The sequence below is a fragment of the Mesorhizobium sp. 128a genome (assembly GCF_053848025.1).
Genome location: NZ_JBSPKY010000024.1, coordinates 49935 through 75336, shown reverse-complemented (window position 1 = coordinate 75336; position 25402 = coordinate 49935). Strand labels below are relative to the sequence as shown.

At 62.6% G+C, this 25402-nt stretch carries 25 protein-coding genes, 1 tRNA gene and 2 pseudogenes; 12 read left to right on the top strand and 16 right to left on the bottom strand.

Annotated elements, in window-relative coordinates; all coding sequences use genetic code 11:
• Positions 1 to 127: 127 nt before the first annotated feature.
• Positions 128 to 1702: an alkaline phosphatase D family protein gene (locus ACWTU9_RS29180; protein WP_455861341.1), complete on the bottom strand. Its 1575-nt coding sequence runs from the start codon at positions 1700 to 1702 to the stop codon at positions 128 to 130.
• 253 nt (positions 1703 to 1955) lie between these two features.
• Positions 1956 to 3239, bottom strand: coding sequence for an MFS transporter (locus ACWTU9_RS29175; protein ID WP_455861340.1), 1284 nt, complete (start codon positions 3237 to 3239; stop codon positions 1956 to 1958).
• Between the two features lie 78 nt (positions 3240 to 3317).
• On the opposite strand from ACWTU9_RS29175, the gene ACWTU9_RS29170 reads away from it, so the two are divergent.
• Positions 3318 to 3929 carry a TetR/AcrR family transcriptional regulator gene (locus tag ACWTU9_RS29170; RefSeq protein ID WP_455861339.1) on the top strand — a complete coding sequence of 204 codons (612 nt, stop codon included), beginning with the start codon at positions 3318 to 3320 and terminating at the stop codon, positions 3927 to 3929.
• A 43-nt stretch (positions 3930 to 3972) separates the two neighbouring features.
• Positions 3973 to 4566 (top strand): hypothetical protein, encoded by a 594-nt coding sequence (locus tag ACWTU9_RS29165; protein ID WP_455861338.1) that lies wholly within the window; start codon positions 3973 to 3975, stop codon positions 4564 to 4566.
• A gap of 5 nt (positions 4567 to 4571) precedes the next feature.
• Here ACWTU9_RS29165 and ppa read toward each other — a convergent pair whose 3' ends face one another.
• From ppa to ACWTU9_RS29130, 7 genes and pseudogenes are all read right to left on the bottom strand, one after another.
• Positions 4572 to 5105, bottom strand: coding sequence for an inorganic diphosphatase (gene ppa / locus ACWTU9_RS29160; protein WP_454577626.1), 534 nt, complete (start codon positions 5103 to 5105; stop codon positions 4572 to 4574).
• 129 nt (positions 5106 to 5234) lie between these two features.
• A complete protein-coding gene (locus tag ACWTU9_RS29155; RefSeq protein WP_142869081.1) occupies positions 5235 to 5741 on the bottom strand; it encodes a GNAT family N-acetyltransferase in 507 nt (168 codons plus the stop codon).
• 159 nt (positions 5742 to 5900) lie between these two features.
• Complete coding sequence (locus ACWTU9_RS29150; RefSeq protein WP_455861337.1) at positions 5901 to 6539, bottom strand: TPM domain-containing protein; 639 nt, start codon at positions 6537 to 6539, stop codon at positions 5901 to 5903.
• 6 nt (positions 6540 to 6545) lie between these two features.
• Positions 6546 to 7433, bottom strand: coding sequence for a TPM domain-containing protein (locus ACWTU9_RS29145; protein WP_455861336.1), 888 nt, complete (start codon positions 7431 to 7433; stop codon positions 6546 to 6548).
• A 54-nt stretch (positions 7434 to 7487) separates the two neighbouring features.
• Positions 7488 to 7952 (bottom strand): annotated as a pseudogene (locus tag ACWTU9_RS29140) (TPM domain-containing protein); the annotation flags it as partial.
• Positions 7953 to 8001: 49 nt separating this feature from the next.
• Positions 8002 to 8817 (bottom strand): TPM domain-containing protein, encoded by an 816-nt coding sequence (locus ACWTU9_RS29135; RefSeq protein WP_455861335.1) that lies wholly within the window; start codon positions 8815 to 8817, stop codon positions 8002 to 8004.
• A gap of 203 nt (positions 8818 to 9020) precedes the next feature.
• Positions 9021 to 9659 (bottom strand): LemA family protein, encoded by a 639-nt coding sequence (locus tag ACWTU9_RS29130; RefSeq protein WP_454577630.1) that lies wholly within the window; start codon positions 9657 to 9659, stop codon positions 9021 to 9023.
• Positions 9660 to 9894: 235 nt separating this feature from the next.
• Between ACWTU9_RS29130 and ACWTU9_RS29125 the strand changes: the two genes are divergently transcribed.
• The 6 genes and pseudogenes from ACWTU9_RS29125 (at position 9895) to ACWTU9_RS29100 (ending at position 15205) form a co-directional block, all read left to right on the top strand.
• Positions 9895 to 10146: a hypothetical protein gene (locus ACWTU9_RS29125; protein ID WP_454577678.1), complete on the top strand. Its 252-nt coding sequence runs from the start codon at positions 9895 to 9897 to the stop codon at positions 10144 to 10146.
• Positions 10147 to 10153: 7 nt separating this feature from the next.
• Positions 10154 to 11038, top strand: coding sequence for a pyridoxal kinase PdxY (gene pdxY, locus ACWTU9_RS29120; RefSeq protein WP_455861334.1), 885 nt, complete (start codon positions 10154 to 10156; stop codon positions 11036 to 11038).
• Positions 11035 to 11799 (top strand): DUF429 domain-containing protein, encoded by a 765-nt coding sequence (locus ACWTU9_RS29115; RefSeq protein ID WP_455861333.1) that lies wholly within the window; start codon positions 11035 to 11037, stop codon positions 11797 to 11799. The genes pdxY and ACWTU9_RS29115 overlap by 4 nt, the downstream gene beginning before the upstream one ends.
• Before the next feature lie 138 nt (positions 11800 to 11937).
• Positions 11938 to 12582 carry a carbonic anhydrase gene (locus tag ACWTU9_RS29110; protein ID WP_454577633.1) on the top strand — a complete coding sequence of 215 codons (645 nt, stop codon included), beginning with the start codon at positions 11938 to 11940 and terminating at the stop codon, positions 12580 to 12582.
• A gap of 67 nt (positions 12583 to 12649) precedes the next feature.
• A pseudogene (locus ACWTU9_RS29105) lies at positions 12650 to 13062 on the top strand (nuclear transport factor 2 family protein).
• Between the two features lie 88 nt (positions 13063 to 13150).
• On the top strand, positions 13151 to 15205 hold the full coding sequence (locus tag ACWTU9_RS29100; RefSeq protein ID WP_455861332.1) for a M3 family metallopeptidase: 2055 nt from the start codon (positions 13151 to 13153) through the stop codon (positions 15203 to 15205).
• A 105-nt stretch (positions 15206 to 15310) separates the two neighbouring features.
• Here the strand turns inward: ACWTU9_RS29100 and ACWTU9_RS29095 are convergent, their stop codons facing one another.
• The 4 genes from ACWTU9_RS29095 to ACWTU9_RS29080 all read right to left on the bottom strand — a co-directional run bounded on the left by ACWTU9_RS29095 (position 15311) and on the right by ACWTU9_RS29080 (position 20248).
• Positions 15311 to 16861 carry a M81 family metallopeptidase gene (locus ACWTU9_RS29095; protein WP_455861331.1) on the bottom strand — a complete coding sequence of 517 codons (1551 nt, stop codon included), beginning with the start codon at positions 16859 to 16861 and terminating at the stop codon, positions 15311 to 15313.
• A gap of 79 nt (positions 16862 to 16940) precedes the next feature.
• Positions 16941 to 17765 (bottom strand): carbohydrate ABC transporter permease, encoded by an 825-nt coding sequence (locus ACWTU9_RS29090; RefSeq protein WP_142869069.1) that lies wholly within the window; start codon positions 17763 to 17765, stop codon positions 16941 to 16943.
• The gene (locus ACWTU9_RS29085; RefSeq protein WP_455861330.1) at positions 17762 to 18631 is read right to left on the bottom strand and encodes a carbohydrate ABC transporter permease; all 870 of its coding nucleotides are present in this window, start codon (positions 18629 to 18631) and stop codon (positions 17762 to 17764) included. The genes ACWTU9_RS29090 and ACWTU9_RS29085 overlap by 4 nt, the downstream gene beginning before the upstream one ends.
• 384 nt (positions 18632 to 19015) lie before the next feature.
• A complete protein-coding gene (locus tag ACWTU9_RS29080) occupies positions 19016 to 20248 on the bottom strand; it encodes an ABC transporter substrate-binding protein (RefSeq protein ID WP_455861329.1) in 1233 nt (410 codons plus the stop codon).
• A gap of 179 nt (positions 20249 to 20427) precedes the next feature.
• Between ACWTU9_RS29080 and ACWTU9_RS29075 the strand changes: the two genes are divergently transcribed.
• Genes ACWTU9_RS29075 through ACWTU9_RS29065 form a run of 3 tightly spaced genes read left to right on the top strand, consistent with a single transcriptional unit; the run spans position 20428 to position 23200 of the window.
• Entirely contained in the window at positions 20428 to 21198 is a 771-nt protein-coding gene (locus tag ACWTU9_RS29075) for an SDR family NAD(P)-dependent oxidoreductase (protein ID WP_455861328.1), read from the top strand.
• A gap of 2 nt (positions 21199 to 21200) precedes the next feature.
• Positions 21201 to 22268, top strand: a complete 1068-nt coding sequence (locus ACWTU9_RS29070; protein ID WP_455861327.1) for an ABC transporter ATP-binding protein — start codon at positions 21201 to 21203, stop codon at positions 22266 to 22268.
• A 50-nt stretch (positions 22269 to 22318) separates the two neighbouring features.
• The gene (locus ACWTU9_RS29065) at positions 22319 to 23200 is read left to right on the top strand and encodes a MurR/RpiR family transcriptional regulator (RefSeq protein WP_455861326.1); all 882 of its coding nucleotides are present in this window, start codon (positions 22319 to 22321) and stop codon (positions 23198 to 23200) included.
• Between the two features lie 109 nt (positions 23201 to 23309).
• Here ACWTU9_RS29065 and ACWTU9_RS29060 read toward each other — a convergent pair whose 3' ends face one another.
• Together ACWTU9_RS29060 and ACWTU9_RS29055 are read right to left on the bottom strand one after the other, a co-directional pair.
• Complete coding sequence (locus tag ACWTU9_RS29060) at positions 23310 to 23621, bottom strand: DUF167 family protein (protein ID WP_455861325.1); 312 nt, start codon at positions 23619 to 23621, stop codon at positions 23310 to 23312.
• Positions 23622 to 23634: 13 nt separating this feature from the next.
• Complete coding sequence (locus ACWTU9_RS29055; protein WP_455861324.1) at positions 23635 to 23925, bottom strand: YggT family protein; 291 nt, start codon at positions 23923 to 23925, stop codon at positions 23635 to 23637.
• A gap of 160 nt (positions 23926 to 24085) precedes the next feature.
• Here ACWTU9_RS29055 and ACWTU9_RS29050 point away from each other — a divergent pair.
• Positions 24086 to 24161 (top strand) — tRNA-Ala (locus tag ACWTU9_RS29050).
• A gap of 115 nt (positions 24162 to 24276) precedes the next feature.
• On the opposite strand, the gene ACWTU9_RS29045 is transcribed toward ACWTU9_RS29050, so the two are convergent.
• Complete coding sequence (locus ACWTU9_RS29045) at positions 24277 to 25281, bottom strand: phosphatase PAP2 family protein (protein WP_455861323.1); 1005 nt, start codon at positions 25279 to 25281, stop codon at positions 24277 to 24279.
• Positions 25282 to 25402: the final 121 nt, after the last annotated feature.

The following is a 25402-nucleotide window of genomic DNA, read 5'->3' as shown; positions in this document are numbered from 1 at the left end:
TGTCGTCATCGCAAAATCCCCGTTTCAAAACAGGGAATCATATCCACCCAATTTTGCAACAGTCCCCTTGAGGGGGAGATGTCCGGCAGGACAGAGGGGGGTGCCGCGCGCCCGACTTATCCAGCGCCTAAGCCGACCTCACCGGGTCCAGCGTCACCTTGTAGAGCTCGTTGTCGTCGCGATCCATCAGCCGCACCGTCAGCTGCTCGGTAGCGCCTGAAATATCCACCAATCCGAAGAACTGCAGGCCGGCCGATGGCGGCAGGTTCTGGCCCTGTTCGGCGGTCGGCGCCTTGATGAATTTCAGCTCCGGCCCGAAGGTCATGTCGAAATCGTTGGGGCCGAACGTACCGGCATGGATCGGGCCGGAGACGAATTCCCAGAACGGATTGAAATCCTGGAACTGCGCCTTGTCGGGGTTGTAGTAATGCGCGGCCGTGTAATGCACGTCGGCGGTCAGCCACACCGTGTTGGTAATGCCGGCGTTCTTGATGTAGCGCAACAGGTCGGCGATCTCGAGCTCCCGGCCCTTCGGCAGACCATTGTCGCCATTGCTGACGGCTTCCGCGCCGACCTTCTTGGTGCCGTCGTTCCAGACGACGAGGCCAAGCGGCATGTCGGCGGCGATAATCTTCCAGGTCGCCTTGGAGTTGGCCAGCTCGCGCTTCAGCCATTTGGTCTGCTGTTCGCCGAGCATGCGGGACTCCGGCGTCATGGTGTCCTGCATGTCAGGACCGTTGGGGCCGCGATAGGAACGCATGTCGAGGAAGAACACGTCGAGCAGTGGCCCGTGGGATATCTTGCGATAGACACGGCCGGGTTCAGACGGCTCGTAGCGGATGGTCGTCATCTCGTGAAAGGCGCGCGCCGCGCGGGCCGCCAGCACATGGATGGATTTTTCCTTGTAGCGGTCGTCGGTGGTCAGGTCCTTCGAATCCGACCAGTTGTTCAGCACTTCGTGGTCGTCCCACTGGTAGAAGGTCGGGCAGATGGAGCTCAAGGCGAGGACGTTCTTGTCCATCATGTTGTATTTCCACTGGTCGCGGTACTCGTCCAGCGTTTCGGCAACCTTGCGCTTGCCGTCGATGAGGACGACGTTCTTCCATTTGCCGCCGCCAGGCAGGTCTACCTCATCCTTCATGGCGCCATCGGCATAGATCGTGTCGCCGGAATGCAGGAAGAAGTCGGGCGTATGCTTGGCGATGGTGGCGTAGGTCTTCATGCCGGTGTCGTCGATGCCCCAGCCCTGGCCGGCCGTGTCGCCCGACCAGGCGAATTTGATGTCGCGCTTCGAGGCGGGCGCGGTGCGGAAGCGCCCGACGATCGGCTCGGAGACGACATTGATGTCCGAGAGATCGGCGGCGGTCATGCGGTAGAAGATGTCCTGGTCGGAAGCGAGGTCGGTGAGCAGCCGCTTGATCGTAAAATCGCTGGCCGGCGAGGTGTCGAGCGGCGCGAGCCGGGTGGCATTGGCGAAATTCTCCGTCGACGACACTTCGAACATGACGCGCGAGGGCCGATCGGTGCGCGTCCACACCATGCCGCTCGAGGCATCGACATCGCCGGACTGGACGCCATGGGTGAAGGCCGGGCGCTGGCTGGCGCGCGAATAATAGGGCAAAGCGAGGCCCGATGCGCCGAGCAGACCGGCCGCACTCGCTGATGTGACGAAGGCGCGGCGGGTCAACGAGATCTTGTTCATGGCTGTCTCCTGATGGCTTGAACGAAGCCGCCAAACTCCGGCGTCAATGTTTCAGGAGCATCTCGGGATGATGAAGGTTTGATAACAACCAACCTCTTCCTTCCCCCCTTGTGGGGGAAGGTGGATCGGCGCGTAGCGCCGAGACGGATGAGGGGTGTTCCAGCGGAGTGAGACGTCTGCGTTCCCTGGAACACCCCTCATCCGTCGCCTTCGGCGACACCTTCTCCCACAAGGGGAGAAGGGGAAGCCTGCGCTAAGCCGCCTGCGGCTCCGGCTCGAACGCCGGCCTGCTGGTATTGATCAGCAGCGAGATACAGGCTGCGATGATCGCGGTCATGCCGGCGATCAGGAAGGCCAGTTCATAATTGCCTTGCAGCTCGCGCATGGTGCCGCCGAAGGCGGCGGCGGTTGCCGCACCGACCTGGTGGCCGGCGACGATCCAGCCGAACACCAGCGGGCCGCTGCGGTCGCCGAAGGCTTCGTTGGCGAGCCTCAGCGTCGGCGGCACGGTGGCGATCCAGTCGAGGCCGTAGAGCACCGCAAAGATGATCAGGCTGGTCGCGGAGAAGCCGGAATAGGGCAGATAGATCAGCGACAGACCGCGAATGCCGTAATAGACGCCGAGCAGCTTGCGCGGGTCGAAACGGTCGGTGAGCCAGCCCGACAGCGTTGTGCCGATCAGGTCGAAGATGCCCATCAGCGACAAGAGGCCGGCAGCCTGGACCTCGGCGATACCCATATCGCCGCAGAAGGAGATCAGATGCGTGCCGACCAGCCCATTGGTGGTGAAACCGCAGATGAAGAAGGTGGCAAACAGATACCAGAAGACGCGGGTGCCGGCGGCGCGGCGCAGCGTGTTGAGCGTATGCGCCAGGAAATTGCCTTGCGATGCCGGCGACACCGGCGGCACGTCATCGGCCTCGGCGCCATAGCGCACCATGCCGATCGAAGCCGGACGCTCCGGCACCAGCAGCCAGACCAGCGGCAACAGACAGGCGGTGGCGACAGAGACGGCGATGGCGACCGGCTGCCAGCCGCCGGACTGGGCGAGCGAGGCGAGCAGCGGCAGGAACACCAGCAAGCCGGTGGCGCTGGAGGCTGACATCAGGCCCATGACAAGACCGCGATTGGTCTTGAACCAGCGGTTGACGATGGTGGCGCCGAGCACGGTGGCAACAGCACCCGAGCCGATACCGGAAAACACGCCCCAGGTGAGGAAGAGGTGCCAGGGCTCGGTCATCAGCAGGCTGAGAGCGGTCGAGCCCGACATGATCATCAGCGAGGCAAGCAGCGTGCGGCGCAGACCGATCCGCTCCATCAGCGCTGCAGCAAACGGTCCGGTCAGACCATAGAGGAAGATGCCGATGGCAGCGGCAATCGAAACGGTATCCCGTCCCCAGCCGAAGCTGTTGTCCAGCGGCAGCATCATCACGGACGGAGCCGAACGCAGACCGGCCGCGATCAGCAGGCAGAGGAAGATGACGCCGACCACGACGAAAGCGTAGCGCTGGCCAAAGGGACGGGATTGAGCTATCATGTTACTGACCGGTACGTTGCAATGAGGTGATGGCCTACATACGTACCGGTCAGTAACATTGTCAAGCGGGTTGTTTGCATGCCATCGGACAAAAATGTTGAAGCGTCGATCAGCGAGGCGCCGCCGGCCCCGAAGGCCGCGGACAAGATCCTCGACGTGGCCCACGACCTGTTCTATCGCCGCGGCATCCGGGCGATCGGCGTCGATGAGATCGTCAAGCGGGCGGGCGTCACCAAGCCCAGCCTCTACCGCAGTTTCCCCTCCAAGGACGAACTGGCCGCCTCCTACCTTAGGCAATATGACCGCGAATATTGGGAGCGTTTCGACGAAGCCGTGGCCGCCCATCCCGGCGACCCGCGCGCGCAGATAAGCGCCTTCCTGACCCGCATCGGCAAGCGCACGCAAAGACCGGCCTATCGCGGCTGCGGCATGACCAACGCGGCGGTGGAATATCCCGAACACGGCCATCCGGCGCGCGTCGTCAGCGAAGCCAACAAGCAGGAGCTGCGCCACCGCCTGCGCGCCATGGCCGCAGCGATGGGTGCGCAGGACCCTGACACACTGGGCGACGGCCTGCTGCTCCTGATCGAAGGCGCCTATATCAGTGGCCAGCTGTTCGGCCTCGGCGGCCCGGCGGCATCGGTCGCCCGCAACGCGGACCTGCTGATCGAGGCTAGCTTGAAGAAATAACATTTGACGATACGCTGCGGCAGCTCGAAACGGGTTGTCCGCCATGCGCACTCTTCTGCTCTCGCTTGTCCTTGCCGGTTTCTGCCAGGCAGCCCATGCCGATGGCATATCCAGCGTCTACACCGACCTCGACTCGCAAAAGGATTGCGCCACCTACGCGCAAGCTGAGGAAGGCGACGGCGACTGGGCCGAACTCGCCTGCTCCGGCTATAAGGGCTTTCCCGTGCTGATCGCCTATGACGACGCCCGTGAGTCGCTGTTTTACGGCTTCCCGCCCAGCAGCGACATGACGACGGTCTGGGAGAGTTTTTCCGGCTTCAATTCGTCAGGAGCCAGGGTCGAGTGGCGTATCGAGACCAAGGGCGACGTCGTCGTTCCCTTCGCCGTCATCCACCGCCGCTCGATCAGCAACCCCGAGGACGAGAACAAGCCGACCGAAGTGCTGCTCGTCGCCAAGGTCGCCCAGATGGATGCCCGCGACGGCTGCACAATCGGCCTGGTGCTCGCCACCGGCAACCCGCAAGCCAATGACCAGGCGCGCAAGCTGGCCGACGAAAAGGCAAGGACCTTTGCCTGCGGCAAGGACAAGCACACCGTCATCGGCAACGTCCCGGCCTTTGGCAGGGTGGATAACTGAGCGGGCTACTTAGCCGCCTTCGCCCGTGCGATCGCGTCGACGATCATCTTCTTGGCGTATTTGGAATCGTGCCAGCCCTCGATCTTGACCCATTTGCCGGGCTCGAGATCCTTGTAGTGTTCGAAGAAGTGCTGGACCTGGTCACGGGTGATCTCAGGCAGCTGCGTGTATTCGGTGACGTTTTCGTAGCGCAGCGTCAGCTTCGGCGACGGCACGGCGATGATCTTCTCGTCCTGGCCGGCATTGTCTTCCATGATCAAGACGCCGATCGGGCGCACATTGATGACGCAGCCCGGCACCAGCGCGCGGGTGTTGCAGACCAGAACGTCGATCGGATCGCCATCACCAGACAGCGTGTGCGGCACGAAGCCGTAATTGCCGGGATAGCGCATCGAGGTGTGCAGGAAGCGGTCGACGAACAGCGTGCCGGCCTCCTTGTCCATCTCGTATTTGATCGGCTCGCCGCCGATCGGCACCTCGATGATGACGTTGACGTCCTCAGGCGGGTTCTTTCCGCTGGCAATGGCTTCAATGCGCATGGCTCAAATCCCTCTCTCGATTCCCAAGATCGATAGCGGGCGAAACGTCATGGTGCAATGCGGCGATTGGTACGCAGCGCTAATGAAGGCGCACAGTTTGTGAATGGCCTGTAACCGAGGCGGCGTCCGCTATTCCCAGACGAAGGCGACCTTCTTCAGCGCTCTCTGCTCGAAAATCTCGACGCCTTCGGCGACGTCGCGGCCGCCAGCGCCGGCATAGAAGGCCAGCGCGTTCTGGTTATCTTCCAGCGCCCACACCACCATGCCCTTCAGCCCGTGGTCGGCAAGCCGTGCCCGCGCCGCCTTGAACAGCCGGCTGCCGAGCCCGATGCCCTGATATTCCGGACGCAGGTAAAGCTCATAGATCTCGCCCTGCTGCCGAAGCTCGCGGGCGCGGTTCTTGCCGATCGTGGCGTAGCCGGCGATGGTGCCGCCGATTTCGACCACCAGCACGGTGGCGGCGCGGCGGATGGCGTTCGCCCACCAGTCGGCGCCGCGGCGGTTGATCATCGAGGTCAGCGAGCGATGCGGGATGATGCCGGAATAGGCGCCCTCCCAGGCTTGTTGGTGCACGTCGGCGATGGCGCCGGCGTCGCGCGGTTCGGCTTTCCTGATGTCGATGCTCAGCGTATTCATGATTTGTTAACCATAAACCCGCATCGGCCATTTGCAAGAGTCCCGTCAGGGCGCTCCTGACGTTTCGCACAGGCCATCATGAGTGCTTCGGCCAGCGAAGGCTGGAAGCGTGGAAAACCGCGTCAGCCGTCCGGCTGAGGTGCGTTTGCAGGCGGGCTTTCAGATTTCGACGAGATGATCGTCCAGCTCATTGGCGTCGCCCGACGTAACCGGGAAATGCTCGGCCAGCACCGCGCCGACCTGCCCGATCGCCTTGACGAAGCCGTCAGCCAGCCGGTCGTCGCCGGCATGCTGCGTCAGGTCGCTGATAACACCGTCCCAGACATGCTGGCCGACCTTGCTGTTGATGCCAGAGTCGGCGACCACTTCGGCATAGCGCTCTGCGATCGACACGAAGACCAGCACGCCGGTGCGCGCCGTGGTGCGGTGGACATTGCGGGCGAGGAACTGCCTGAGCGCATTGTCATGGGCCGCCTGATAACGCTGCCGGCGCGGCACCAGATGGATGCGCAAGCCCGGCAGCGCCCACAAGAGCACCAGCACCGACGCCAGTGCCAGCAGCTCGGCGAGGACGAAATGCGGCAGCCGGATCGACAGCCACCAGGCCTCCAGCCCATAGGCGACGGCGAGGCTGACGATCAGCATGCCCAATGTCGCCATGAAGGCGGCGGGAAAGAAGTAGCCGTCGCTGGCATGCGCGACGACGCAGTAGATCTCACCGTCGGTTTTCGATTCGGCGGCGCGGATCGCGGCGGCGATGCGCTCATGGTCCTGCGGGCTGATCGGTCGTGTTGCCATTTCTTTTCACCAGCTCCCTGAAGACCCGCCGCCGCCGGACGACCCGCCGCCACCTGAAAACCCGCCGCCGCCACTCGAGCCCGACGACCAGCCACTGCCGGAGCTTCCTGACGACCATCCACTGCCCGAGGACGAACTCGTCGTCCAGCCGCTTGAACCCGACGACGAACCGCTCGGCCCCTGGCCATAGCGAAACGTCATGCCCAGCCATTGATACACGCCCGGCGACAGCTTGGTGCCGAAGATCGGCGGCAGGAAGGCCATCGCCAGACCGCCGAAGAACATCGTCGCCCACAGGATCAGGAAGATCGCGACTATAGGATCGATGGGCGTGCTGTGGTCGGCCGGATTGCGTTTGCCGCGCGCCTCCAGCTCTTCGGGATTGCCTTCCAGCACCATGACCATGTCGTCGACGGCCTTGGAAAGGCCGCCGGAGAAATCACCGGCGCGGAAAGCCGGCACCATGTCGTTTTCGATGATCAGTTTTGTGTGCAGGTCGGTCAGCGTGCCTTCCAGCCCATAGCCGACCTCGATGCGCATCTTGCGGTCGTTCTTGGCCACCAGCAGAAGCACGCCGTTGTTCTCGCCCGCCTGCCCGAGGTTCCAGAAGCGGAACAGCCGGTTGGCGTAAGGTTCGATCTCCTCGCCGTCGAGGCTGATGATGGTCGCGACGACGATCTGATCGGAGCCTTTTGTCTCGAAATCCGCCAGTTTCTGGGTCAGTGCTGCCTTGGTCGCGGCATCGATGATGCCGGCATTGTCGACGACGCGGCCGGTGAGCGCGGGCAACTCCGCGGCCAGCGCCGCGAAACCGAAGATCAAAACCGCCAGGGCGAACAACACACCGGCGGTGAGACGGCCAAGGCTGGAGGGGCTGATGATCCGCGTCATCATATCGTCACCGCCTCCAGTGCACCCGCATCGCCCTCAACCACCATGACTGTCCCCAAGCACCGCGATCATGTCGTCGACCGCTTTGGAAATGCCGCCGGAGAAATCGCCGGCACGAAAGGCCGGCACCATGTCGTCTTCAATGATCCGTGTGGCGTGCTGGTTGGTCAACGTGTCGTCCAGCCCATAGCCGACCTCGATGCGCATCTTGCGGTCGTTCCTGGCCACCAGCAGGAGCACGCCATTGTTCTTGCCGGCTTGGCCGAGCTGCCAGAAGTTGAACAGCCGGGTGGCGTAAGGTTCGATCTCCTCGCCGTCGAGGCTGGGAACCGTGGCGACGACGATCTGGTCGGAGCCTTTGGTCTCGAAATCCGTCAGCTTCTGCGTCAGTGCCGCCTCGGTCGCGGCATCGATGATCCCGGCATTGTCGACGACACGACCCGTGAGTGCGGGCAACTCCGCAGCCATGGCGGCAAAGTCGACAAGCAAAACCGCCAGGCCCAGCAAGACAGCGCCGGTCATTGTGACGAAAGGGTCATGCCAGGAATTGATGATGCGTGCGGTCATCTCGTCACCAGCTCCCCGAGGAGCCGCCGCCGCCGGACGAACCGCCACCGCCGGAAAAGCCGCCGCCACCGCTTGAGCCCGACGACCAGCCGCCACCGGAACTGCCCGAGGACCAGCCGCTGCTGGATGACCGCCGGCCTGGCTCGAATGTCATACCCAGCCAACGGTAGCGGCCGGGGCCAAGTTTCTTGCCGAAGATCGGCGGCAGGATGGAGGCGGCCATGCTGCCGAAGAAGATGATCGCCCAGATGCTGATGAAGACACCAAAGAACAGATTGTCCATGTCGACCGGCGGCTGTTCGTTGCGCTTGCCGCGCGCTTCCAGCTCTTCCGGATTGCCTTCCAGCACCATGACCATGTCATCGACGGCTTTGTAAATACCGCCGGAAAAATCGCCGGCGCGGAACGCCGGCACCATGTCGTTTTCGATGATCAGCTTGGTGTGCAGGTCGGTCAGTGTGCCCTCCAGCCCATAGCCGACCTCGATGCGCATCTTGCGGTCGTTCGGCGCCACCAGAAGCAGCACGCCGTTGTTTTCCTTCGCTTGGCCCAGCTTCCAGAAGCGGAACAGCCGGTTGGCATAGGGTTCGATCTCCTCGCCATCGAGGCTTGGGATCGTGGCAACGACGATCTGGTCGGAGCCTTTTGCCTCGAAGTCCGCGAGCTTTTGCGTCAGCGCAGCTTTGGTCCCTGCGTCGATGATGCCGGCATTGTCGACGACGCGGCCGGTCAGCGCTGGCAGATCGGCGGCGAAGGCGGAGAGGGGGAAGAGGAAGCAGAGAAGTATGCCAAGGAAAGCTAGGTAGGCGTTCCGTCCCACCCCCCTCTGGCCTGCCGGCCATCTCTCCCGCAGGGGGGGAGATTGGCAGCTTTGCTGTCGGCTCCCGCCGTGAGCCATTGAAGATTGGCGAAAGCATAAATCAAAGCTGATCTTCCCCCTTGCGGGGGAGATGTCCGGCAGGACAGAGGGGGGTGTGACGGAACTCAAGGTCGACAAGGACCAGACCCGCTAGATTGACCTGCTTACCCGCCCTGCTTCGTTCCGAAGTCGACCTTCGGCGGCTGCATCTTGTCTTCTTCGACAGTGAAGTTGGCGAAGGGCTCGTTGCTACGGAACCAGAAGGTTGCCCACAGCACCGAGGGGAAGGTCCTCAGTGTCAGATTGTAGTCCTTGACGGCCAGGATGTAGTCGCGCCGCGCCACCGCAATGCGGTTCTCGGTACCTTCGAGCTGCGCCTGAAGCGCCAGGAAGTTCTGGTTGGCCTTGAGATCGGGATAGGCCTCGGACACCGCGATCAGCCGCGACAGCGCGCTCGTCAGCCCAGCCTGGGCATCTTGGAACTTCTTGAGGGCTTCCGGATCCTTCAGGGTTTCCGGCGTTACCGTGATCTGCGTCGCCTTGGCGCGCGCTTCGACCACCGCGTCGAGCGTATCCTTTTCATGCGCCGCATAGCCCTTGACCGTCTCGACCAGGTTGGGGATCAGGTCGGAGCGGCGCTGATACTGGTTCAGCACCTCGCTCCAGGCCGCCTTGGCGTTTTCCTCCGCTGTCGGGATGGTGTTGTAGCCGCAGCCGGCAAGCAGCGGCAGCACGATGGCCATCATCAACACGGCCGGCAGGCTGCGGAAGGGGAACGGTGAAGCAAGGCGCTGGGCAAACATGGTGTGGTCCCTCGACAGAAGTTGCATACGAAGCTTTAGAGCATGATCCCGAAAAGTGGGAACCGATTTTCACGGACAAACGGGAACCGTTTTGTCCTAAAGATCATCCTCCACTCTGATCTAGCACAATCCGCGCTCAAGAAAATGTCTGCGGCTGGCGCGCACTCATGCGCCCCCGAGGCCCTGTGATTGCCCGCACGAACACGATATGGTCGCCGGCAAACAGGACAGGATCATGGCGGAACGCCGCGACGAAGACAGCGAATCGCGCCGCATTATCGAGCGCGTGGCGAACGAGGGTGGCCTCGGCGGTACGTCGTTCATCGCGCGCGCCGCGAAAGGCGCGCGAGATCACGTCACCGCCGCCGAGGCCGATCGCTCCGATCCGATCGAGGTCTGGGGCACCCGCATCGGCCGCACGCTCGGGCTCATCGTCGCCCTCGGCCTTTTGATCTGGCTCGTGTACTACGTTTCCCGGGGCAGCTAGGAATTTCATGAACAGCGAAAAAGCCGACGCGCCGCGCGCGGTCATCGTCATTTCCAGCCATGTCGCCCGCGGCTCGGTCGGCAACCGCGCCGCCGTGTTTGCGCTGGAGACGCTGGGCTTTCCGGTGTGGGCGGTGCCGACAATCATCCTGCCCTGGCACCCCGGCCATGGAAGGGCAACGCGCATCGTGCCGCCGCTCGACCAGTTCAAGGCGCTGATGGCCGACCTCGAACGAGCGCCCTGGCTAGGCGAGGTCGGCGCCGTGCTGTCGGGCTATCTCGGCGAGGCTGGCCAGGCCGATGCCGTCGCCTCGCTGGTTGCCACGGTCAAGGCGAAGACGCCGGACGCGGTCTATATATGCGATCCGGTGATGGGCGATTCCGGCGGGCTCTACGTGCCGGAGCCGACGGCTGCCGCCATGCGCGACCGGCTGATGCCGATCGCCGACATTGCCACCCCCAACCGCTACGAGCTGGAGTGGATGGCGGGCGCTCCTTTGCCCGATCTGAAATCGGTCATTGCAGCCGCCCTCCATGCCGGCCCAAGAACCATGCTGGTGACGTCGGCGCCGTCGATGATGATCGGCGGCACCGGCAATCTGCTGCTCGACGCCAGCCAGGCGCTGCTCGCCGAACATCGCCTGATCGACAAGCCGCCGAACGGGCTGGGTGACCTTACGGCTGCCGTCTACCTCGCCCGCATCCTGTCGGGACAGCCGCCGATCAAGGCGCTGCAGTCGACCACGGCCGCGGTCTACGAGATCCTGGCGCGCACGGCCAAGCGCGGCGGCGACGAACTGCAGCTGGAAACCGACGCCCAGAGCCTGTCGCACCCGATGGCGATGGTGCAGATGCGCCACCTCACACATCCAGGGCGGGACCGCCGGGCGTGATCTCCGGTGCGCTGGCTGGCGTCGACGGTTGCAAGGCGGGCTGGATCGCCGTCCATCGAGGGCCAAGCGTTTCGCCGTCGGTGACTGTCTTTCGGAGCTTTGCAGCCATGCTCGACGCCTTGCCGGCCGATGCGATCGTGGCCGTCGACATGCCCATCGGCCTGCCGGATTTTTCGCAAAGAGGCGGGCGCGGGCCGGAGGCGCTGGTTCGGCCACTGCTCGGGGCGAGGCAGTCCAGCGTCTTCTCTATCCCTTCCCGCGCGGCCCTTTACGCCGACACCAACGACTTCACCACGATCGAAGCCTGGTCTGCCGCGCATCGCCGCGCCAGCGAAATCGCCAAGGCGACCTCCGACCCGCCGCGCCGCGTCTCGATCCAGGCTTTCGGCATTTTTGCCAAGATCCGCGAGATCGACGCGCTGCTGATCGCTCGTCCCGAACTGCGCGGCCGCGTCTTCGAATCGCACCCGGAAGTCGCCTTCTGCCGGCTGAATGGCGAAAAGCCAATGACGCTGCCGAAGAAGATCAAGGGCGCCGTCAACCCTGCTGGGATGGCAGAGCGCAAGGCGCTGCTGTGCCGGCATGGCTATGAAAAGGCCTTTCTCGACCAGCCTCCGCCGACGGGCGCTGCCGCCGACGATTTCCTGGACGCGGCAGCGATGATGCTGATTGCCGCACGCATCGCCAGCGGCGAGGCAAGGGCGTTTCCCGACCCCCCGCTTGCCGACCGTTTCGGCATTCCCGTCGCCATCTGGGCCTGAGGCAAGCGCGAGCCATGCATGCCGCATGGCGATTTGCGACGAAGTCATCCGCAATTCGGCATTGCTCGCGACGGGCATTTGCCGTTAGAGGCATTCTAAACTGAGAAAGAGCGGCCGCCACCAACCCGGAAAGGCTCCATGCCCCATCTCCCCGAACACCTTCTCGCCGGCTATCGCAACTTCATGAACGGCCGCTATCTCAGCGAGAGCGGACGCTATCGCGACCTCGCCCGTGAAGGCCAGGCGCCGGAAACCATGATCGTCGCCTGCTGCGACTCGCGCTCGGCACCCGAAGCGATCTTCGACGCCGGCCCCGGCGAACTCTTCGTACTGCGCAATGTCGGCAATCTGGTGCCGCCCTATGCACCGGACGGCGAGTTCCACTCGACCTCGGCCGCGCTCGAATTCGCCGTGCAGAGCCTCAAGGTGAAAAACATCGTGGTCATGGGCCATGGTCGCTGCGGCGGCATCCGCGCCGCGCTCGACCCCAATTCGGCGCCGCTGTCGCCCGGCGACTTCATCGGCAAATGGATGAGCCTGATCGCGCCGGCGGCCGAAACCGTGTCGTCCAGCACCTTCATGACGGCGACGGAACGGCAGACGGCGCTGGAGCGCATCTCCATTCGTTACTCCATTGCCAATCTCAGGACCTTCCCTTGCGTCTCGATCCTCGAAGGCAAGGGGCGGCTGGCCCTGCACGGCGCCTGGTTCGACATTTCGACCGGCGAACTCTGGGTGATGAACAAGGACACCGGCGATTTCGAGCGGCCGGATTTGGGGTAGACCGTGATCCCGAAAAGTGGGCACCAGGCTTCGGATAAGATCATGGTCAGATAAGAGGAGGCGAGGAATGCGGGTTTGGCGTGTGATTGCCTTCGCCATGTCGGCGCTTCCGCTCGCGCTCACCCCTGCCCGCGCCGATGACGGCGCCATCATCGACCGCTGGTATTCGGCGCTGCTGGTTGCCGACAGCACCGAACTGTCGGATCTGCTCGCCGACGATGTCCGCATGAAACTCGACGATCTCGGCGTCGTGCAGTCAAAGCAGGAATTCATCGCCTCGATCGACGAATGGAGGGTGCGGTGACCGGCGCCGCGATCCGGCATCGCATCGAAAAGAGCGAAGCCGGCGTCACCACTGTCATTGCCTGTTATGATTTTCCCAACAACGACATGCTGATGCAGGAGACGTTTGCCGTCACCGGCAACCGCATCACCGCCAGTTCGCAAGCGGCGCTCGCGGAAAATTGCGACGGCTTCTGACGCCCGCTTGAACGGCCGCGCTGTTGCGCCGCGCCAGGCATCGCCCTACATCGGTGAGCAAGCCCCGCCAATCATCGAAAGATCCCCCATGCCGTCCACGAAAACCGTCGACCTCGCCGTCCATCCGCTGACCAAATGGCAAGGGCCGCTTGGCCTGCCGAATTTCGCCAACATCGGCGACGGCGACTTTTCCCCGGTGTTCGACGCAGCGCTGAAGGCGCATGAAGCCGAGATCGACGCCATCGCCGGCAACAAGGATGCGCCTACCATCGAGAACACGCTGGCAGCACTTGAGCTTGCCGGGGAGTCGCTCGACCATGTCTCGTCCATCTTCTGGTGCCGGGCCGGCGCCCACACCAACGACGCGATCCAGGCGCTGGAGCGCGAGATTTCGCCCAAGATGTCGAGGCATTTCTCGGCGATCTCGATGAACGAGAAGCTGTTTGCCCGCATCGACGACCTCTATCAGCGCCGCGATTCTCTGAAGCTCGATGCCGAGACTCTGCGGGTCTTGGAAAAGACCTGGAAAGGCTTTGTCCGCTCTGGCGCCAAGCTCGACGCCGACGGCAAGAAGCGGCTGGCCAACATCAGCGAGGAACTGTCCGCGCTCGGCACCACATTCGGCCAGAATGTCCTTGCCGACGAGCGCGACTGGGCGCTGTTCCTTGATGAGGCCGATCTTGCCGGCCTGCCGGACTTCGTGAAGAGCTCGATGGCCGAGGCCGCCGAGACGCGCGGCCAGAAGGGCCGTTACGCCGTCACCTTATCGCGCTCGATCTACGAGCCGTTCACCACCTTTTCCGAACGCCGCGACTTGCGGGAGACCGCCTACCGCGCCTTCACCATGCGCGGCCAGAATGGCGGCGCCAGCGACAACACCGCGGTGGTGCGCGATATGCTGAAGCTGCGCGCCGAAAAGGCCAAGCTGCTCGGCTATGGCTCCTTTGCTGCACTGAAGCTGGACGACACCATGGCCAAGACGCCGAAGGCCGTGCACGACCTGCTCGACCCGGTGTGGGAAAAGGCGCTGGAGAAGGCCGCCGCCGACCAGAAGGAGCTGGAGCGGCTGGCGACCGCAGCCGGCAGCAACGAGAAATTCGCCGCCTGGGACTGGCGCTTCTACCAGGAGAAATTGCGCGCGGAAAAATTCGCCTTCGACGAGGCGGAGCTGAAGCCATACCTGCAGCTCGACCGCGTCATCGACGCCTGCTTCGACGTCGCCACAAGACTGTTCGGCATCACTTTCGAGGAGAAGAAAGGCATCGCCGCCTGGCATCCCGACGCGCGCACCTTCGTGGTGAAGAACCCCGATGGCAGCGAGCGCGGCCTGTTCCTCGCCGATTATTTCGCCCGGTCCTCGAAGCGTTCCGGCGCCTGGATGAGCGCGCTGAAATCCGGCTACAAGCTTGGCGATGGATCCAAGCCGGTCATCTACAACATCATGAATTTCGCCAAGCCTCCGGCCGGCGAAGAAGCCCTGCTTTCGGTCGACGAGGCCAAGACGTTGTTCCATGAGTTCGGCCACGCGCTGCACGGCATGCTGACCGACGTCACCTGGCCGTCGGTGGCGGGCACCTCGGTCTCCCGCGATTTCGTCGAACTGCCTTCGCAGCTCTACGAGCACTGGCTGACCGTGCCGGCGGTGCTGGAAAAGCATGCGCTGCATGTGAAGACCGGCAAGCCGATGCCGAAGGCGCTGCTCGACAAGATGCTGGCCGCCCGCACCTTCGGCGCTGGTTTCGCCACGGTGGAATTCACCGCATCGGCGCTCATCGACATGGCCTATCACGCCCGGCCCGATGCACCGGACCAGCCGCTTCACTTCGAAGACGAAACGCTGGAGAAGCTTGACATGCCGGACACGATAGCCATGCGCCATCGCACCCCGCATTTCGGCCATGTCTTCTCCGGCGACGGTTATTCAGCCGGCTACTATTCCTACATGTGGTCGGAAGTGCTCGACGCCGACGCTTTCGCCGCCTTCGAGGAAACCGGCGATCCGTTCAATCCGGAGCTGGCGGAAAGGCTGCGGAAGAACATCTATGCAGCCGGCGGCTCGAAGGATCCGGAGCAGCTGTACACGGCGTTCCGGGGCAAAATGCCTTCGCCTGAGGCGATGATGGTGAAGCGAGGGCTGGTGTGATTGGCTGATCTCCCCCCTTGTGGGGGAGATGGCCGGCAGGCCAGAGGGGGGCGCTGTCCCGCCGACGGCCCAGTGGGTGGCTCGTCTGACCTAACCTTGTGCATCTTATGAAGAGGAAGCGTCGCGATCCTTCGCGCCCCCCTCTGCCCTGCCGGGCATCTCCCCCACGAGGGGGGAGATCGGCAGCTTCCAAGGATCCGCCACCCTCGGCCACACCGGCCGGGTTAGCTTCCTGTAATCGGTCACCGCCGGGTTGCTTGGATAAGAACTTGGCGCGGACACATAGATAATCTCGGCCGCGATCGGTGCGAAGCCGGCGTAGAAATGGTTGGTCGACTTGATCAGCAATATATCCTTGCCCATCGGATCGACGCCAATGTTGAAGAAGATATCCGGCTCGAAGGTCTGCGTGCGGTTGGTGTTGAGGATGATATCGACCTCGGTGCCTTCGATGCGCACCAGCGCCGTCGGCCCGAGCGTCACCCGGCTCGGGCCGAAACTCTGCCAGCCCTCAGGAACCGCCTTCAGCACCCGCACCTTCGCATCGATCGGTTCGCCGGCCAGCGGGCCGGCCTTGCCGCCGAAGCGCAGGTCGATGACGGCACCTTCGCCCGCCGCCTGGCAAAAGGTGACGGCGATCGGGTCCCAGATCGTCGCCACGCCGACCTTGGTCAGTCCTCGTTCCAGCAGGGCGCGCAGCACGACGGTGCCGTCGCCGGCGACGCCGCCGCCGGGATTGTCCCAGATGTCGGCGATGACGGCCGGCTTGTCCGGGTTTTCCTTGCGCACGGCCAGCGCCCGATCAAGGCCGTCCTCGGTGTTCAGCATCGTCATCGCCGTCTTCTCGCGCATGGCGTAGAGTTCACGCCCCAGCCTTTCCGCGAGCGCATCGCCCTTGGCCTTGTCATTGTCGGTGACGACCAGGATGCGGGTGCCCATTTCCGGCACGTCGGCGGCCATGAAACCATGGATGACCGAAACCGACAGCACGCCGTCCTTGCCGTGCAGCGCCTTGATGCGGTCGACGAAGGAGCGCATCGGCTCGCGGCTCGTGGGCAGCACCTGGATCATGCGGCAGTCGAAGGTCGAAATCACCGGCTTGATCTCGCCGCGCGCCGCCGCCAGCCCGAGATCGACCACATGCTCGCCTCGCTCGTAGAAATCGGTGTGCGGGAATTCGAGGAAGTAGGCCATGATGTTGGAGGCCGCCACCCGCTTCGGCGTCAGGTGGCTGTGCGGATCGAGTTCCACAGCGATCACCACATCCGGTCCGACCATGGCGCGTGCCCGTTCAAGCAGGTCGCCTTCGCAATCGTCATAGCCCTGCGCCACCATGGCGCCGTGCAGGCCGAGAATGACGGCATCGACTGGCAAGGCCGCCTTGAGCTGTCCGAGAATTTCGTCGCGTAGCGCCTCAAAAGCCTGGCGCTGCACCAGGCCCCCCGGCTCGGCCCAGGTGGCGGTGCCTTCGATGACGGTCAGCCCGTCTTTGGCCGCGCGCCGACGCAAGGCCACCATTGGCGAGGAGCATAGTGTCGGCGTGTCCGGATGTTTGCCCGGCCCGGCATAGAAGGCCATCTCGAACGAGGCGCGATCGGTCGGCACCGGCGAGAAGGTGTTGGTTTCCGTCGCCAGCGAGGCGGTGAAGATGCGCATGAAAGCTCCGTGGATCGTTACGCTCTTTGTTTGTCGCAATTCCGAACGGAAAACCGCTGCACACTTTTCCTGGAATTGCTTATTTGACCGCCCCGAGCGCCAGCCCGCGCACGAGATAGCGCTGCAGCCAGATGAACAGGATCGCCACCGGCAGCGTCGCCAGCAGCGTCGCCGCCATCACGTGGTGCCATTCGATCGTGTAGCGGCCGGCGACCAGCGAAAATACCTGGATCGGCAGCGTGTAGCTTTCCTGGCTTCGCAGCATGGTCAGCGCCACCACGAACTCGTTCCAGGCGTTGATGAAGGTGAAGATGGCGGTGACCGCGATCGCCGGCAGGCAGAGCGGCAGGAACACTTTTCGCAGCGTCAGCCAGCGGCCGGCGCCTTCCATCCAGGCGGCTTCCTCGAGATCGCGCGGAATGGTGTCGAAATAGCTCTGCAGCATCCACACGGTGAAGGCGACATTGAAGGCCATATAGATGACGCCGAGCGCCGTGGTCGATTCGATCAGGCCCCAGGCCGCCATCAGCCGGAACAGGCCGAGCACCAGCACGATCGGCGAGATCATCTGCGAGATCAGCAGGAACTGCCGGAATGCGCCATAGCCGGCAAAGCGAAACCGCGACATGGCGTAGGCGGCCGGCACCGAGATCAGGATGGCGCCGACCGTGGCGATAACCGAGACATAGAGCGAATTGGCCAGCGCCTGGCCAAACCCTGTCGCCACCCACATGTCGGCAAAATTCGACCAGCGGAACTCGCTCGGCCACCAGGTCGGCGACAGCACTTCCTGCCTCGGCTTGACCGCGGTCAAAAACATCACCGCGAAGGGGAAGATCGTCACCACGAGCAGCGGTGAAAGCAGCAGCCAGGCGATGATCGTACGCTTGAGCTTGGGCGTCATGCGCGTTGCTCCCGCATCGCCAGGCGCACATAGATCATGGTGAAGATCAGCAAGATGGCGAACATCAGCAGCGACACCGCCGACGCTTCACCAAGCTTGCCGATGCGGAAGGCCAGTTTGTAGAGGTGGGTGACCAATATGTCGGTGGAGTTGGCCGGTCCGCCCTGCGTCATCACCCAGATGATCGGGAAGGAATTGAAGACATAGATGGTGTTGAGCACGATGGCGATGTTGATGAACGGTTTCAACAGCGGGAATGTGATCTCGCGGAACTGCTGCAGCGGCGTCGCCCCTTCCAGCGCGGCCGCTTCGTAGAGGTCGTCGGGGATCGACGACAGGCCGCCGAGGAAGATCGTCGTCGTGAACGGCACCGTCACCAGAATGCCGATCAGCACCTGCATCGGGAATGCCGTCTCGGCGCGCGCCAGCCACTGGATGTTCTCACGGATCAGGCCGAGCCCGATCAGCGCAGAATTCAGCATGCCGCTTTCGCCATTGAGGGCCCAGCGCCAAACCACCGCCGTCATGGTCAGCGACACGGCCCAGGGCAGCATGATGATGACGCGGGCAATGCCACGGCCGTAGAAATCGGTGTTGAGGATCATCGCCACCGGAACCGACAAAAGCAGTGCGCCACCGACCACCAGAACGGTCCACAGGCCGGTGCGCCAAAGTGCTGCCAGAAAATCCGGATCGGCGAGGAAGGCGGCGTAATTGGCGAAATTGTTGAAGTCGCGCAACTGGCCGAAGCGGCTGACATCATGCGTCGAAATCTGGATCAGGTCCCACACCGGCCAGAAGATGACCACCGCGGCCAGCAGCAGGCTGGGCAAGGTCAAGAGATAGGGCAAGAAGCGATTTTGCATCGGCTGGATGGTACCGTGTTGCTGTAGACTTGGGTGGCCCCGAATTCTTCCCGGCGTCAGCGCTGCCCCTCATTTGCCTGCCCCTTCCCTGGCAGCGGCGGAAGGGGCTTTCCTCTCCCCCGTCGATCGGGGGAGAGGTATCGAGCGAAGCTCGACGGAGTGGGGGTCGACCTTTGGGCGCAAGGCGAGGCGATGCTTGCGCCTGGTTCCCTTACTGCGTCCCTTCGCGGCGGCTGTCCGGTGGTTCCCCCACTCCGTCTCGGCTTCGCCGAGCCACCTCTCCCCCCTCCGGAGGGAGAGGAAAGCAGCCTAGCTGGGCAGCGCTAGCGAAAAAGTGGCGCGCCCCTATCTCTAAGGGGCGCGCCGGGCGCAGGGAGATACGCCCTATTTCTTCAGCACCGCATTGGCCTTATCAGCCGCTTCCTTCAGGCCCGCCTCGGGGTCGCCTCCGAGATAGATCTTCTGCATGGCATCCGAGGTGATCTGGGCGACTTCTTCCCAACCCGGGATCACCGGCGCGAAGCGGGCATCCGGCAGCAGCGCCGTGAACGCGGCCAGATCGGCATTGTTGAGGTAATAGTCCATCTTGGCCTCTTCCTTGTTCACCGGGAGGAAGCCTTCGCCCTGGGTGAACTTGGCGCGCTGTTCGGTGGTGAACAGGAAATCGAGCAGCTTCCAGGCCTCATCCTTGTTCTTGGAGTTCTTGAACATGATGATGGAATCGGTGACGCCGTACGTGCCGCGAGCGCCGGAAGGACCGGCCGGAATGGCGGCAACGCCATATTTCAGGTTCGGCGCCTCGTCCTTGATCTGGTTGGACAGGAAGGGGGCGGTGATCATCATGCCGACCTTGCCCTGCTTGAACAGGTTCTGCACGTCCTCGCGGTTGTTGGAGGTGACGCCCGGCTCCGTCAGCCCCTCGTCGATCATCGACTTGTAGAGCTTGGCGGCTTCGAGCGCGCCGGGCGTGCCGAGCCCCGACGTCCCGTCCTTGTTGAGGATCTCGGTGCCCTGCGACCACATCGCGTAGTAGTAGTAGACGTCGGTCTCGATCTCCTTGCCCTGCAGGCCGAAGCCGAATGTGCCGGTGCCCAGCGCCTTGATCTTGCGCGCGTCTTCCTGCAGCTCGGTCCAGGTTTCCGGCGGTTTGGCGATGCCGGCCTTCTCGAACAATTCCTTGTTGTAGTACATGGCGCGCGCCGAAGCGGCGATCGGCAGGCCGTAGGTCTTGCCGTCCATGATCGAGGGCGACAGGAAAGTGTCGATGAAACGGTCCTTGAAGTCAGGCTTGATGTAGCCGTCCAGCGGCTCGGCGACATCCTGCTGGACGAAATCGATCAGCCAGCGCGTGCCGATGATCGACAGATCGGCATTAGTGCCGGCGGTGATGTCGGTGGTCAGCTTCTGCAAGAGCACATCCCACGGCACCACTTCGAACTTGACGGTGATGCCGGGGTTGGCTGCCTCGAATTCCTTCTTCACCGCTTCGAAATACGGCCCGGTCTTGGCGCTGTATTCGGCTACGGTGACGCGCACTTCGCCGGCATCTGCCTGCGCCGTCAGCGCCAGCATGCTCATTCCGGCCATCAAGCCTATAGTCAATCTTGCAAGCGTCATATGATCTCTCCCATTTGATGCGCGCCTGTGCTCTTGCGGCTTTCAGGCAGCACAAGCTTTATGTGACTTTCCTACATTATCCATCATTTGGCGCTGTGCAAGCAGATTATCCTGTTGCTTAATTACATTTCTTAAAATAGCGTTTTCCGACTATCGTAGACCCCAGGGAGACGCGTAGCGTGGTTTCGAACGTCGAATTTGCAGGCAAGACGGTCGTGGTGACGGGCGCAGGCGGCGGCCTCGGCTCGGCCATCGTGGCGCTGCTGGCCGAGCGCGGCGCGCGCGTCGTCGGCTGCGACCAGTCGCAGGACCAACTCCGCAGCCCGCATCTCGCCTCGCGCCACGTCTTCGACCTCCTCGACCGGACTTCCACCGAGGCCGCGATCGCAGCGATCCTCGACAAGGACGGCGTCCCCGACATCCTGATCAGCAATGCCGGCTGGACGCGCGCCGAGACGCTTGCCGCGCTGACCCCCGACAAGATCGAGCATGAACTCGACCTCAATCTGACCGGGGTGATGCTGTTCGCCGATCCGCTGATCAAGGCGATGGCCGTGCGTGGCTCGGGCAGCGTCGTCTTCATCTCCTCGGTCAACGCCATCGCCCATTTCGGCAACCCTGCCTATGCCGCGGCGAAGGCAGGCATCAACGCCTATGCGAAATCGGTTGCGGTGGAGCTCGGCCGCAGCGGCCTGCGCGCCAATGTCGTCTGCCCCGGCTCCATCCGCACCGCCGCCTGGGACCATCGGCTGGCCAAGAACCCGGACGTCCTCGGCAAGCTGCAGCGGCTCTATCCGCTGGGCCGCATCGTCGACGCCTCGGAAGTGGCAGAAGCCGTGGCTTTCCTTGCCTCGGGACGCGCATCGGGGATAACAGGCGCGGTGGTGCCGGTCGACGCCGGACTGACCGCCGGTTTCCTGCCCTTCATCGACGACATATTGGGAGCCTGACCATGACCGACGTCGAGTTCCGCGACCTGTCGAAATCCTTCGGACGTCACAAGATCCTCGAAAACATCAGCCTCGACATCAAAAGCGGCGAGTTCGTCGTGCTGGTCGGTCCCTCCGGCTGCGGCAAGTCGACCTTGCTGCGCATGCTGGCCGGTTTGGAGCCGATCACCTCGGGCGACCTCCTGATCGGCGGCGTGCGCGCCAACGATTTGCCGCCGCAGCAGCGCAACATCGCGATGGTCTTCCAGTCCTATGCGCTGTTTCCGCACCTGAAGGCGGCCGATAATATTGGCTTCGGACCAAAAATCCGCGGTGAGAGCCGCGCGGCGATAGACGACAAGGTGAAGAAGGCTTCCGGCGTCCTCAACCTGTTCTCCTATCTCGACCGTTACCCCCGGGAGTTGTCGGGCGGCCAGCGCCAACGCGTCGCCATGGGCCGTGCTATCGTGCGCGAACCCTCTGTGTTCCTGTTCGACGAGCCGCTGTCCAACCTGGACGCGCAATTGCGCGTGCAGATGCGCACCGAGATCAAGGCGCTGCACCAGCGGCTGAAATCGACCATCGTCTATGTCACCCATGACCAGATCGAGGCCATGACCATGGCCGACCGCATCGTGGTGATGGACCGCGGCAAGATCCAGCAGGTCGGCGCGCCGCTGGAGCTTTATGACCGTCCAGCCAACAAATTCGTCGCCTCCTTCATCGGCTCGCCGTCGATGAGCTTTGTCTCCGGGGCGCTGAAGACCACGCCCGGGAAAAGCTGGTTCGAATCGGCCGGCGGAGGACGGCTTGCTCTCGCCGACAAGACCGTGCCGGCGGGCAGCACGGTCGAAGCCGGCATACGGCCGGAACACTTCGTCATCGGCGAGGCCGCCGACGCCATGGCGATCAAGGTCGATGTCGTCGAGCCGACGGGCTCGGAAACCCATGTCTATGGCGCCATTGGCACCGATACGGTGCGCGCCGTGTTCCGCGACCGGGTGCAGGTCAAGCCAGGCGAATTGCTGCCGGTCTCCGTCGCGCCGGCAAACATCCATCTGTTCGACAAGGCCACGGGCCTGCCGCTATGAAGGCAGCGCCATGAAAACGAAAACCCAGATATGAAAACGATAATTCAGGGATGAAAACACCGGCCGACATCATCACGCGCCTGCAGCTGATGTCGCAGGATGGTACCAAATCGGACCGCCGGCTGGCCGGCCTCGTGCTGACCGATCTCGATTTCGCCTCCAAGGCTGCAATCTCCGAGATTGCCGCGCGCGTCGGCGTCAGCGAGCCGACGGTGACCCGCTTCTGCCGCAATCTCGGCTGCGAAGGCTTGCGCGATTTCAAATTCTATCTGGCGCAGGCGATCGCCATTGGCGGCCAGTATCTGTCGCCCGAACCCCTCAGCCGCGATGCGCGCGAACAGCGCATCGCCTCAGCCATTACCGAAGCCGCAATTGCCGCCATCCAGCGCGCCTCAGAAAATCTCGACATGAAGACGCTGGTGGGCGTCGCCGCGCGCATCGTCAATTCAGGCAATGTGCTGTGCATCGGTTCCGGTGGCATTTCCTCGATGATGGCGACGGAGATGCAGAACCGGCTGTTCCGGCTGGGCGTGCCGGTGCTGGCGCAGATCGACGGGCAATTGCAGCGCATGTATGCCGCGGTCGCCACATCGGAGACGACGCTGATTGCCTTTTCGGTGTCCGGCTATGCGCGCTCGGTCATCGATGCCGTGCAGGTTGCCCAGCAATATGGCGCCACCACCATCGCCATCACCCCGCCGGACTCCGCCCTTGCCAAGGCCGCCGACACGGTCATCCAGTTCCAGTCGCTGGAAGACGGAAACATCTACAAGCCGACCTCGTCGCGCTACGCGCTGCTGTCGATCGTCGACATGATCGTCACATCGGTCGCCGAGACGCGCGGGCCAAAGGTCCTGGAAAACCTGCGCCGCATCAAGCAGAGCGTGAACACGCTGAAGGTCGACGATCCGAAGCTGCCGCTGGGGGATTGAGGGTCACGCTGAAGCTGCCGATCTCCCCCCTCGTGGGGGAGATGTCCGGCAGGACAGAGGGGGGCGCTGTCCCGCTGACAGATCAAGGGTCTGCATCCCGCAACGCTGATCAGCCATCGAGCGCTTCTATGCGCTTTACCAACACCGCTGGATCGCCTGAGATACGAAGCGTTTTCAGCCGTGACGTACCGCCCGCAACAACCGACACCGCCGATGCCGGGACGCTCAGCGCCTTGGCGACAAGTTTTTGCAATGCTTGATTGGCCGCGCCATTCTCGGGCACGGCGCGCACGCGCGCCTTCAAATAGCTTCGCCCGTCCGCCGATATTTCGACGCCTTCAAGCCTGTCCACGGGAGATTTCGGCGTCAGCCGGACGAACAGGTCGATGCCGTCAGCGCGCAAGCGGAACGGCGCGCTCAAGCGATCTTCGGCCTCACAGGACCAGCGGCGCTATCGTGGTGAGAATGAGCTGCCTGATGAAGAACAGGAGCAGAAGCAGGATGATCGGCGAGATGTCGACACCGCCAAGGTCGGGCATAAACCGACGGATCGGCCGCAGCGCCGGCTCGGTCAGCCGGTAGAGCATGTTGCCGATGCTGCTAACGAACTGATTGCGCGAGTTGACGACATTGAAGGCATAAAGCCAGGAAAAGATCGCCGAGGCGATGATGATCCACCAGTAGAGGTCGAGCGCCATGACAATGGTTTGAATGAGGGCGAGCATGCCGGTCTCCGATTGTTGCCGACATGTAGCCATTGCGCACGAAACCGGCAAGGGCAGCCTTTGCACAGCGCCCGACGCGGCGCGTGGCGGCGAGAGATTTCGGCGGAACACCGCCTTGACAGGAAACCGCAGCCTTCGATAAATGCGCCATCCGCTGGACGGGGCTGTAGCTCAGCTGGGAGAGCGCGTCGTTCGCAATGACGAGGTCAGGAGTTCGATCCTCCTCAGCTCCACCAGCGGAATTCAGAAGGCATATATCCAAGTGAAATCAATAGGGTAGCCGAAAGGGCCTCTTTCGTTTGGCCCACGTGTTTGGCCCACGTTTCAGCTAAGCCGCCCGCGCCGCACTCCTCAACGTACCGCTGCAGGACCGTCCAAGGGTTTAACGATGCCGCTTGGAAGTCCGCCATTCCTCGGCACGAAAAGACCGCTGAAGCGTTGTTTTCTGGCGAGAGCTGATGCGACAACTATCGCAACAACCGCTCCTCCCAGCAGATCTATAAAATAGTGCCCTCCAAAAATTGGAGTCGCAGCTATCACGACCAAGCCATAGACCAGCATGGGCAGGAACAAGACGGTACGCCAGAAGCTTATCGCGAGAATGACGGCCGCAGCCGTGTGAAAGGACGGGAAGCTGACGAGTCCCGGAAGATTGCGGGGATCCAGGACTACCGGTGTGCCACTGCGCAGCGCCTCCAGCGGCTCAACAAACCACATACCCGGCGGCGATGGGAAACCGGAGAAATCGTGCACCGCCCCGAGGTTGGTGACGATAGATCCCTGAGCTGGAAAAAACATACCCAGAACCGTGCAGAGTACAGCGGACAAGAAGAACGTTTCCAGAAAGAACGATGTACGGCGCATATCTCGTAGGGAGAATATTATCGCGTATGCAACGACCGAAAAGAGCGTAAGTGATGTGTAACTGCTATCAAGTATAGTAATTATGCTTTGATGTGATTGCACGAAAGTAAAAAATGAAGCTACATTCAACGAAATTGCTCCGTCCACCTTCGACAGGAAACCGTCGAGGTACCCGATTTTGGAGGTCAATCGCATTGAAAGGTGGTTGAAAACTTTTACGGAGATCCACGCAACCTGCAGGAACATCAGACCCTTGATGAACTCGGATGCCTTTCCGCATGTTTGCTTGATCAGGTTATTTGTAAATCGAACTTTTGAATTTACGACTAGAAAGCAAATCAGAGGCACCAGTATGACAAGACCTCTTATCAGAGCTATTACATCAACACTAATATTAGTTATCGCTAATACAGCGACGTCGAAGATAACTATACAGGTGAGGACCGAGTAGCACGTCTTGTTTGGAAAGAGGGATATTCCATGCTCTTTCATCGCTCTGCCTTTCGACTCACACCATGATGCAAGTTGGGCGATTTAGCGTGGAATCTGTTAATAGATGGTGCCGATCTTAGAGTAAAATACTACGTATACTTGCGTCGCGCTCTGGTGCACG

What these genes read in the sequence shown, in the direction of transcription:
- ACWTU9_RS29045 (WP_455861323.1), bottom strand. Translation starts at nt 25,281, where the DNA reads ATGAAAGAGCATGGAATATCCCTCTTTCCAAACAAGACGTGCTACTCG.
- ACWTU9_RS29100 (WP_455861332.1), top strand. Translation starts at nt 13,151, where the DNA reads ATGCCGTCCACGAAAACCGTCGACCTCGCCGTCCATCCGCTGACCAAA.
- ACWTU9_RS29150 (WP_455861337.1), bottom strand. Translation starts at nt 6,539, where the DNA reads ATGGCAACACGACCGATCAGCCCGCAGGACCATGAGCGCATCGCCGCC.
- ACWTU9_RS29055 (WP_455861324.1), bottom strand. Translation starts at nt 23,925, where the DNA reads ATGCTCGCCCTCATTCAAACCATTGTCATGGCGCTCGACCTCTACTGG.
- ACWTU9_RS29155 (WP_142869081.1), bottom strand. Translation starts at nt 5,741, where the DNA reads ATGAATACGCTGAGCATCGACATCAGGAAAGCCGAACCGCGCGACGCC.
- ACWTU9_RS29095 (WP_455861331.1), bottom strand. Translation starts at nt 16,861, where the DNA reads ATGCGCATCTTCACCGCCTCGCTGGCGACGGAAACCAACACCTTCTCG.
- ACWTU9_RS29170 (WP_455861339.1), top strand. Translation starts at nt 3,318, where the DNA reads ATGCCATCGGACAAAAATGTTGAAGCGTCGATCAGCGAGGCGCCGCCG.
- ACWTU9_RS29130 (WP_454577630.1), bottom strand. Translation starts at nt 9,659, where the DNA reads ATGTTTGCCCAGCGCCTTGCTTCACCGTTCCCCTTCCGCAGCCTGCCG.
- ACWTU9_RS29080 (WP_455861329.1), bottom strand. Translation starts at nt 20,248, where the DNA reads ATGACGCTTGCAAGATTGACTATAGGCTTGATGGCCGGAATGAGCATG.
- ACWTU9_RS29175 (WP_455861340.1), bottom strand. Translation starts at nt 3,239, where the DNA reads ATGATAGCTCAATCCCGTCCCTTTGGCCAGCGCTACGCTTTCGTCGTG.
- ACWTU9_RS29145 (WP_455861336.1), bottom strand. Translation starts at nt 7,433, where the DNA reads ATGATGACGCGGATCATCAGCCCCTCCAGCCTTGGCCGTCTCACCGCC.
- ACWTU9_RS29165 (WP_455861338.1), top strand. Translation starts at nt 3,973, where the DNA reads ATGCGCACTCTTCTGCTCTCGCTTGTCCTTGCCGGTTTCTGCCAGGCA.
- ACWTU9_RS29110 (WP_454577633.1), top strand. Translation starts at nt 11,938, where the DNA reads ATGCCCCATCTCCCCGAACACCTTCTCGCCGGCTATCGCAACTTCATG.
- ACWTU9_RS29070 (WP_455861327.1), top strand. Translation starts at nt 21,201, where the DNA reads ATGACCGACGTCGAGTTCCGCGACCTGTCGAAATCCTTCGGACGTCAC.
- ACWTU9_RS29090 (WP_142869069.1), bottom strand. Translation starts at nt 17,765, where the DNA reads ATGACGCCCAAGCTCAAGCGTACGATCATCGCCTGGCTGCTGCTTTCA.
- ACWTU9_RS29180 (WP_455861341.1), bottom strand. Translation starts at nt 1,702, where the DNA reads ATGAACAAGATCTCGTTGACCCGCCGCGCCTTCGTCACATCAGCGAGT.
- ppa (WP_454577626.1), bottom strand. Translation starts at nt 5,105, where the DNA reads ATGCGCATTGAAGCCATTGCCAGCGGAAAGAACCCGCCTGAGGACGTC.
- pdxY (WP_455861334.1), top strand. Translation starts at nt 10,154, where the DNA reads ATGAACAGCGAAAAAGCCGACGCGCCGCGCGCGGTCATCGTCATTTCC.
- ACWTU9_RS29065 (WP_455861326.1), top strand. Translation starts at nt 22,319, where the DNA reads ATGAAAACACCGGCCGACATCATCACGCGCCTGCAGCTGATGTCGCAG.
- ACWTU9_RS29125 (WP_454577678.1), top strand. Translation starts at nt 9,895, where the DNA reads ATGGCGGAACGCCGCGACGAAGACAGCGAATCGCGCCGCATTATCGAG.
- ACWTU9_RS29085 (WP_455861330.1), bottom strand. Translation starts at nt 18,631, where the DNA reads ATGCAAAATCGCTTCTTGCCCTATCTCTTGACCTTGCCCAGCCTGCTG.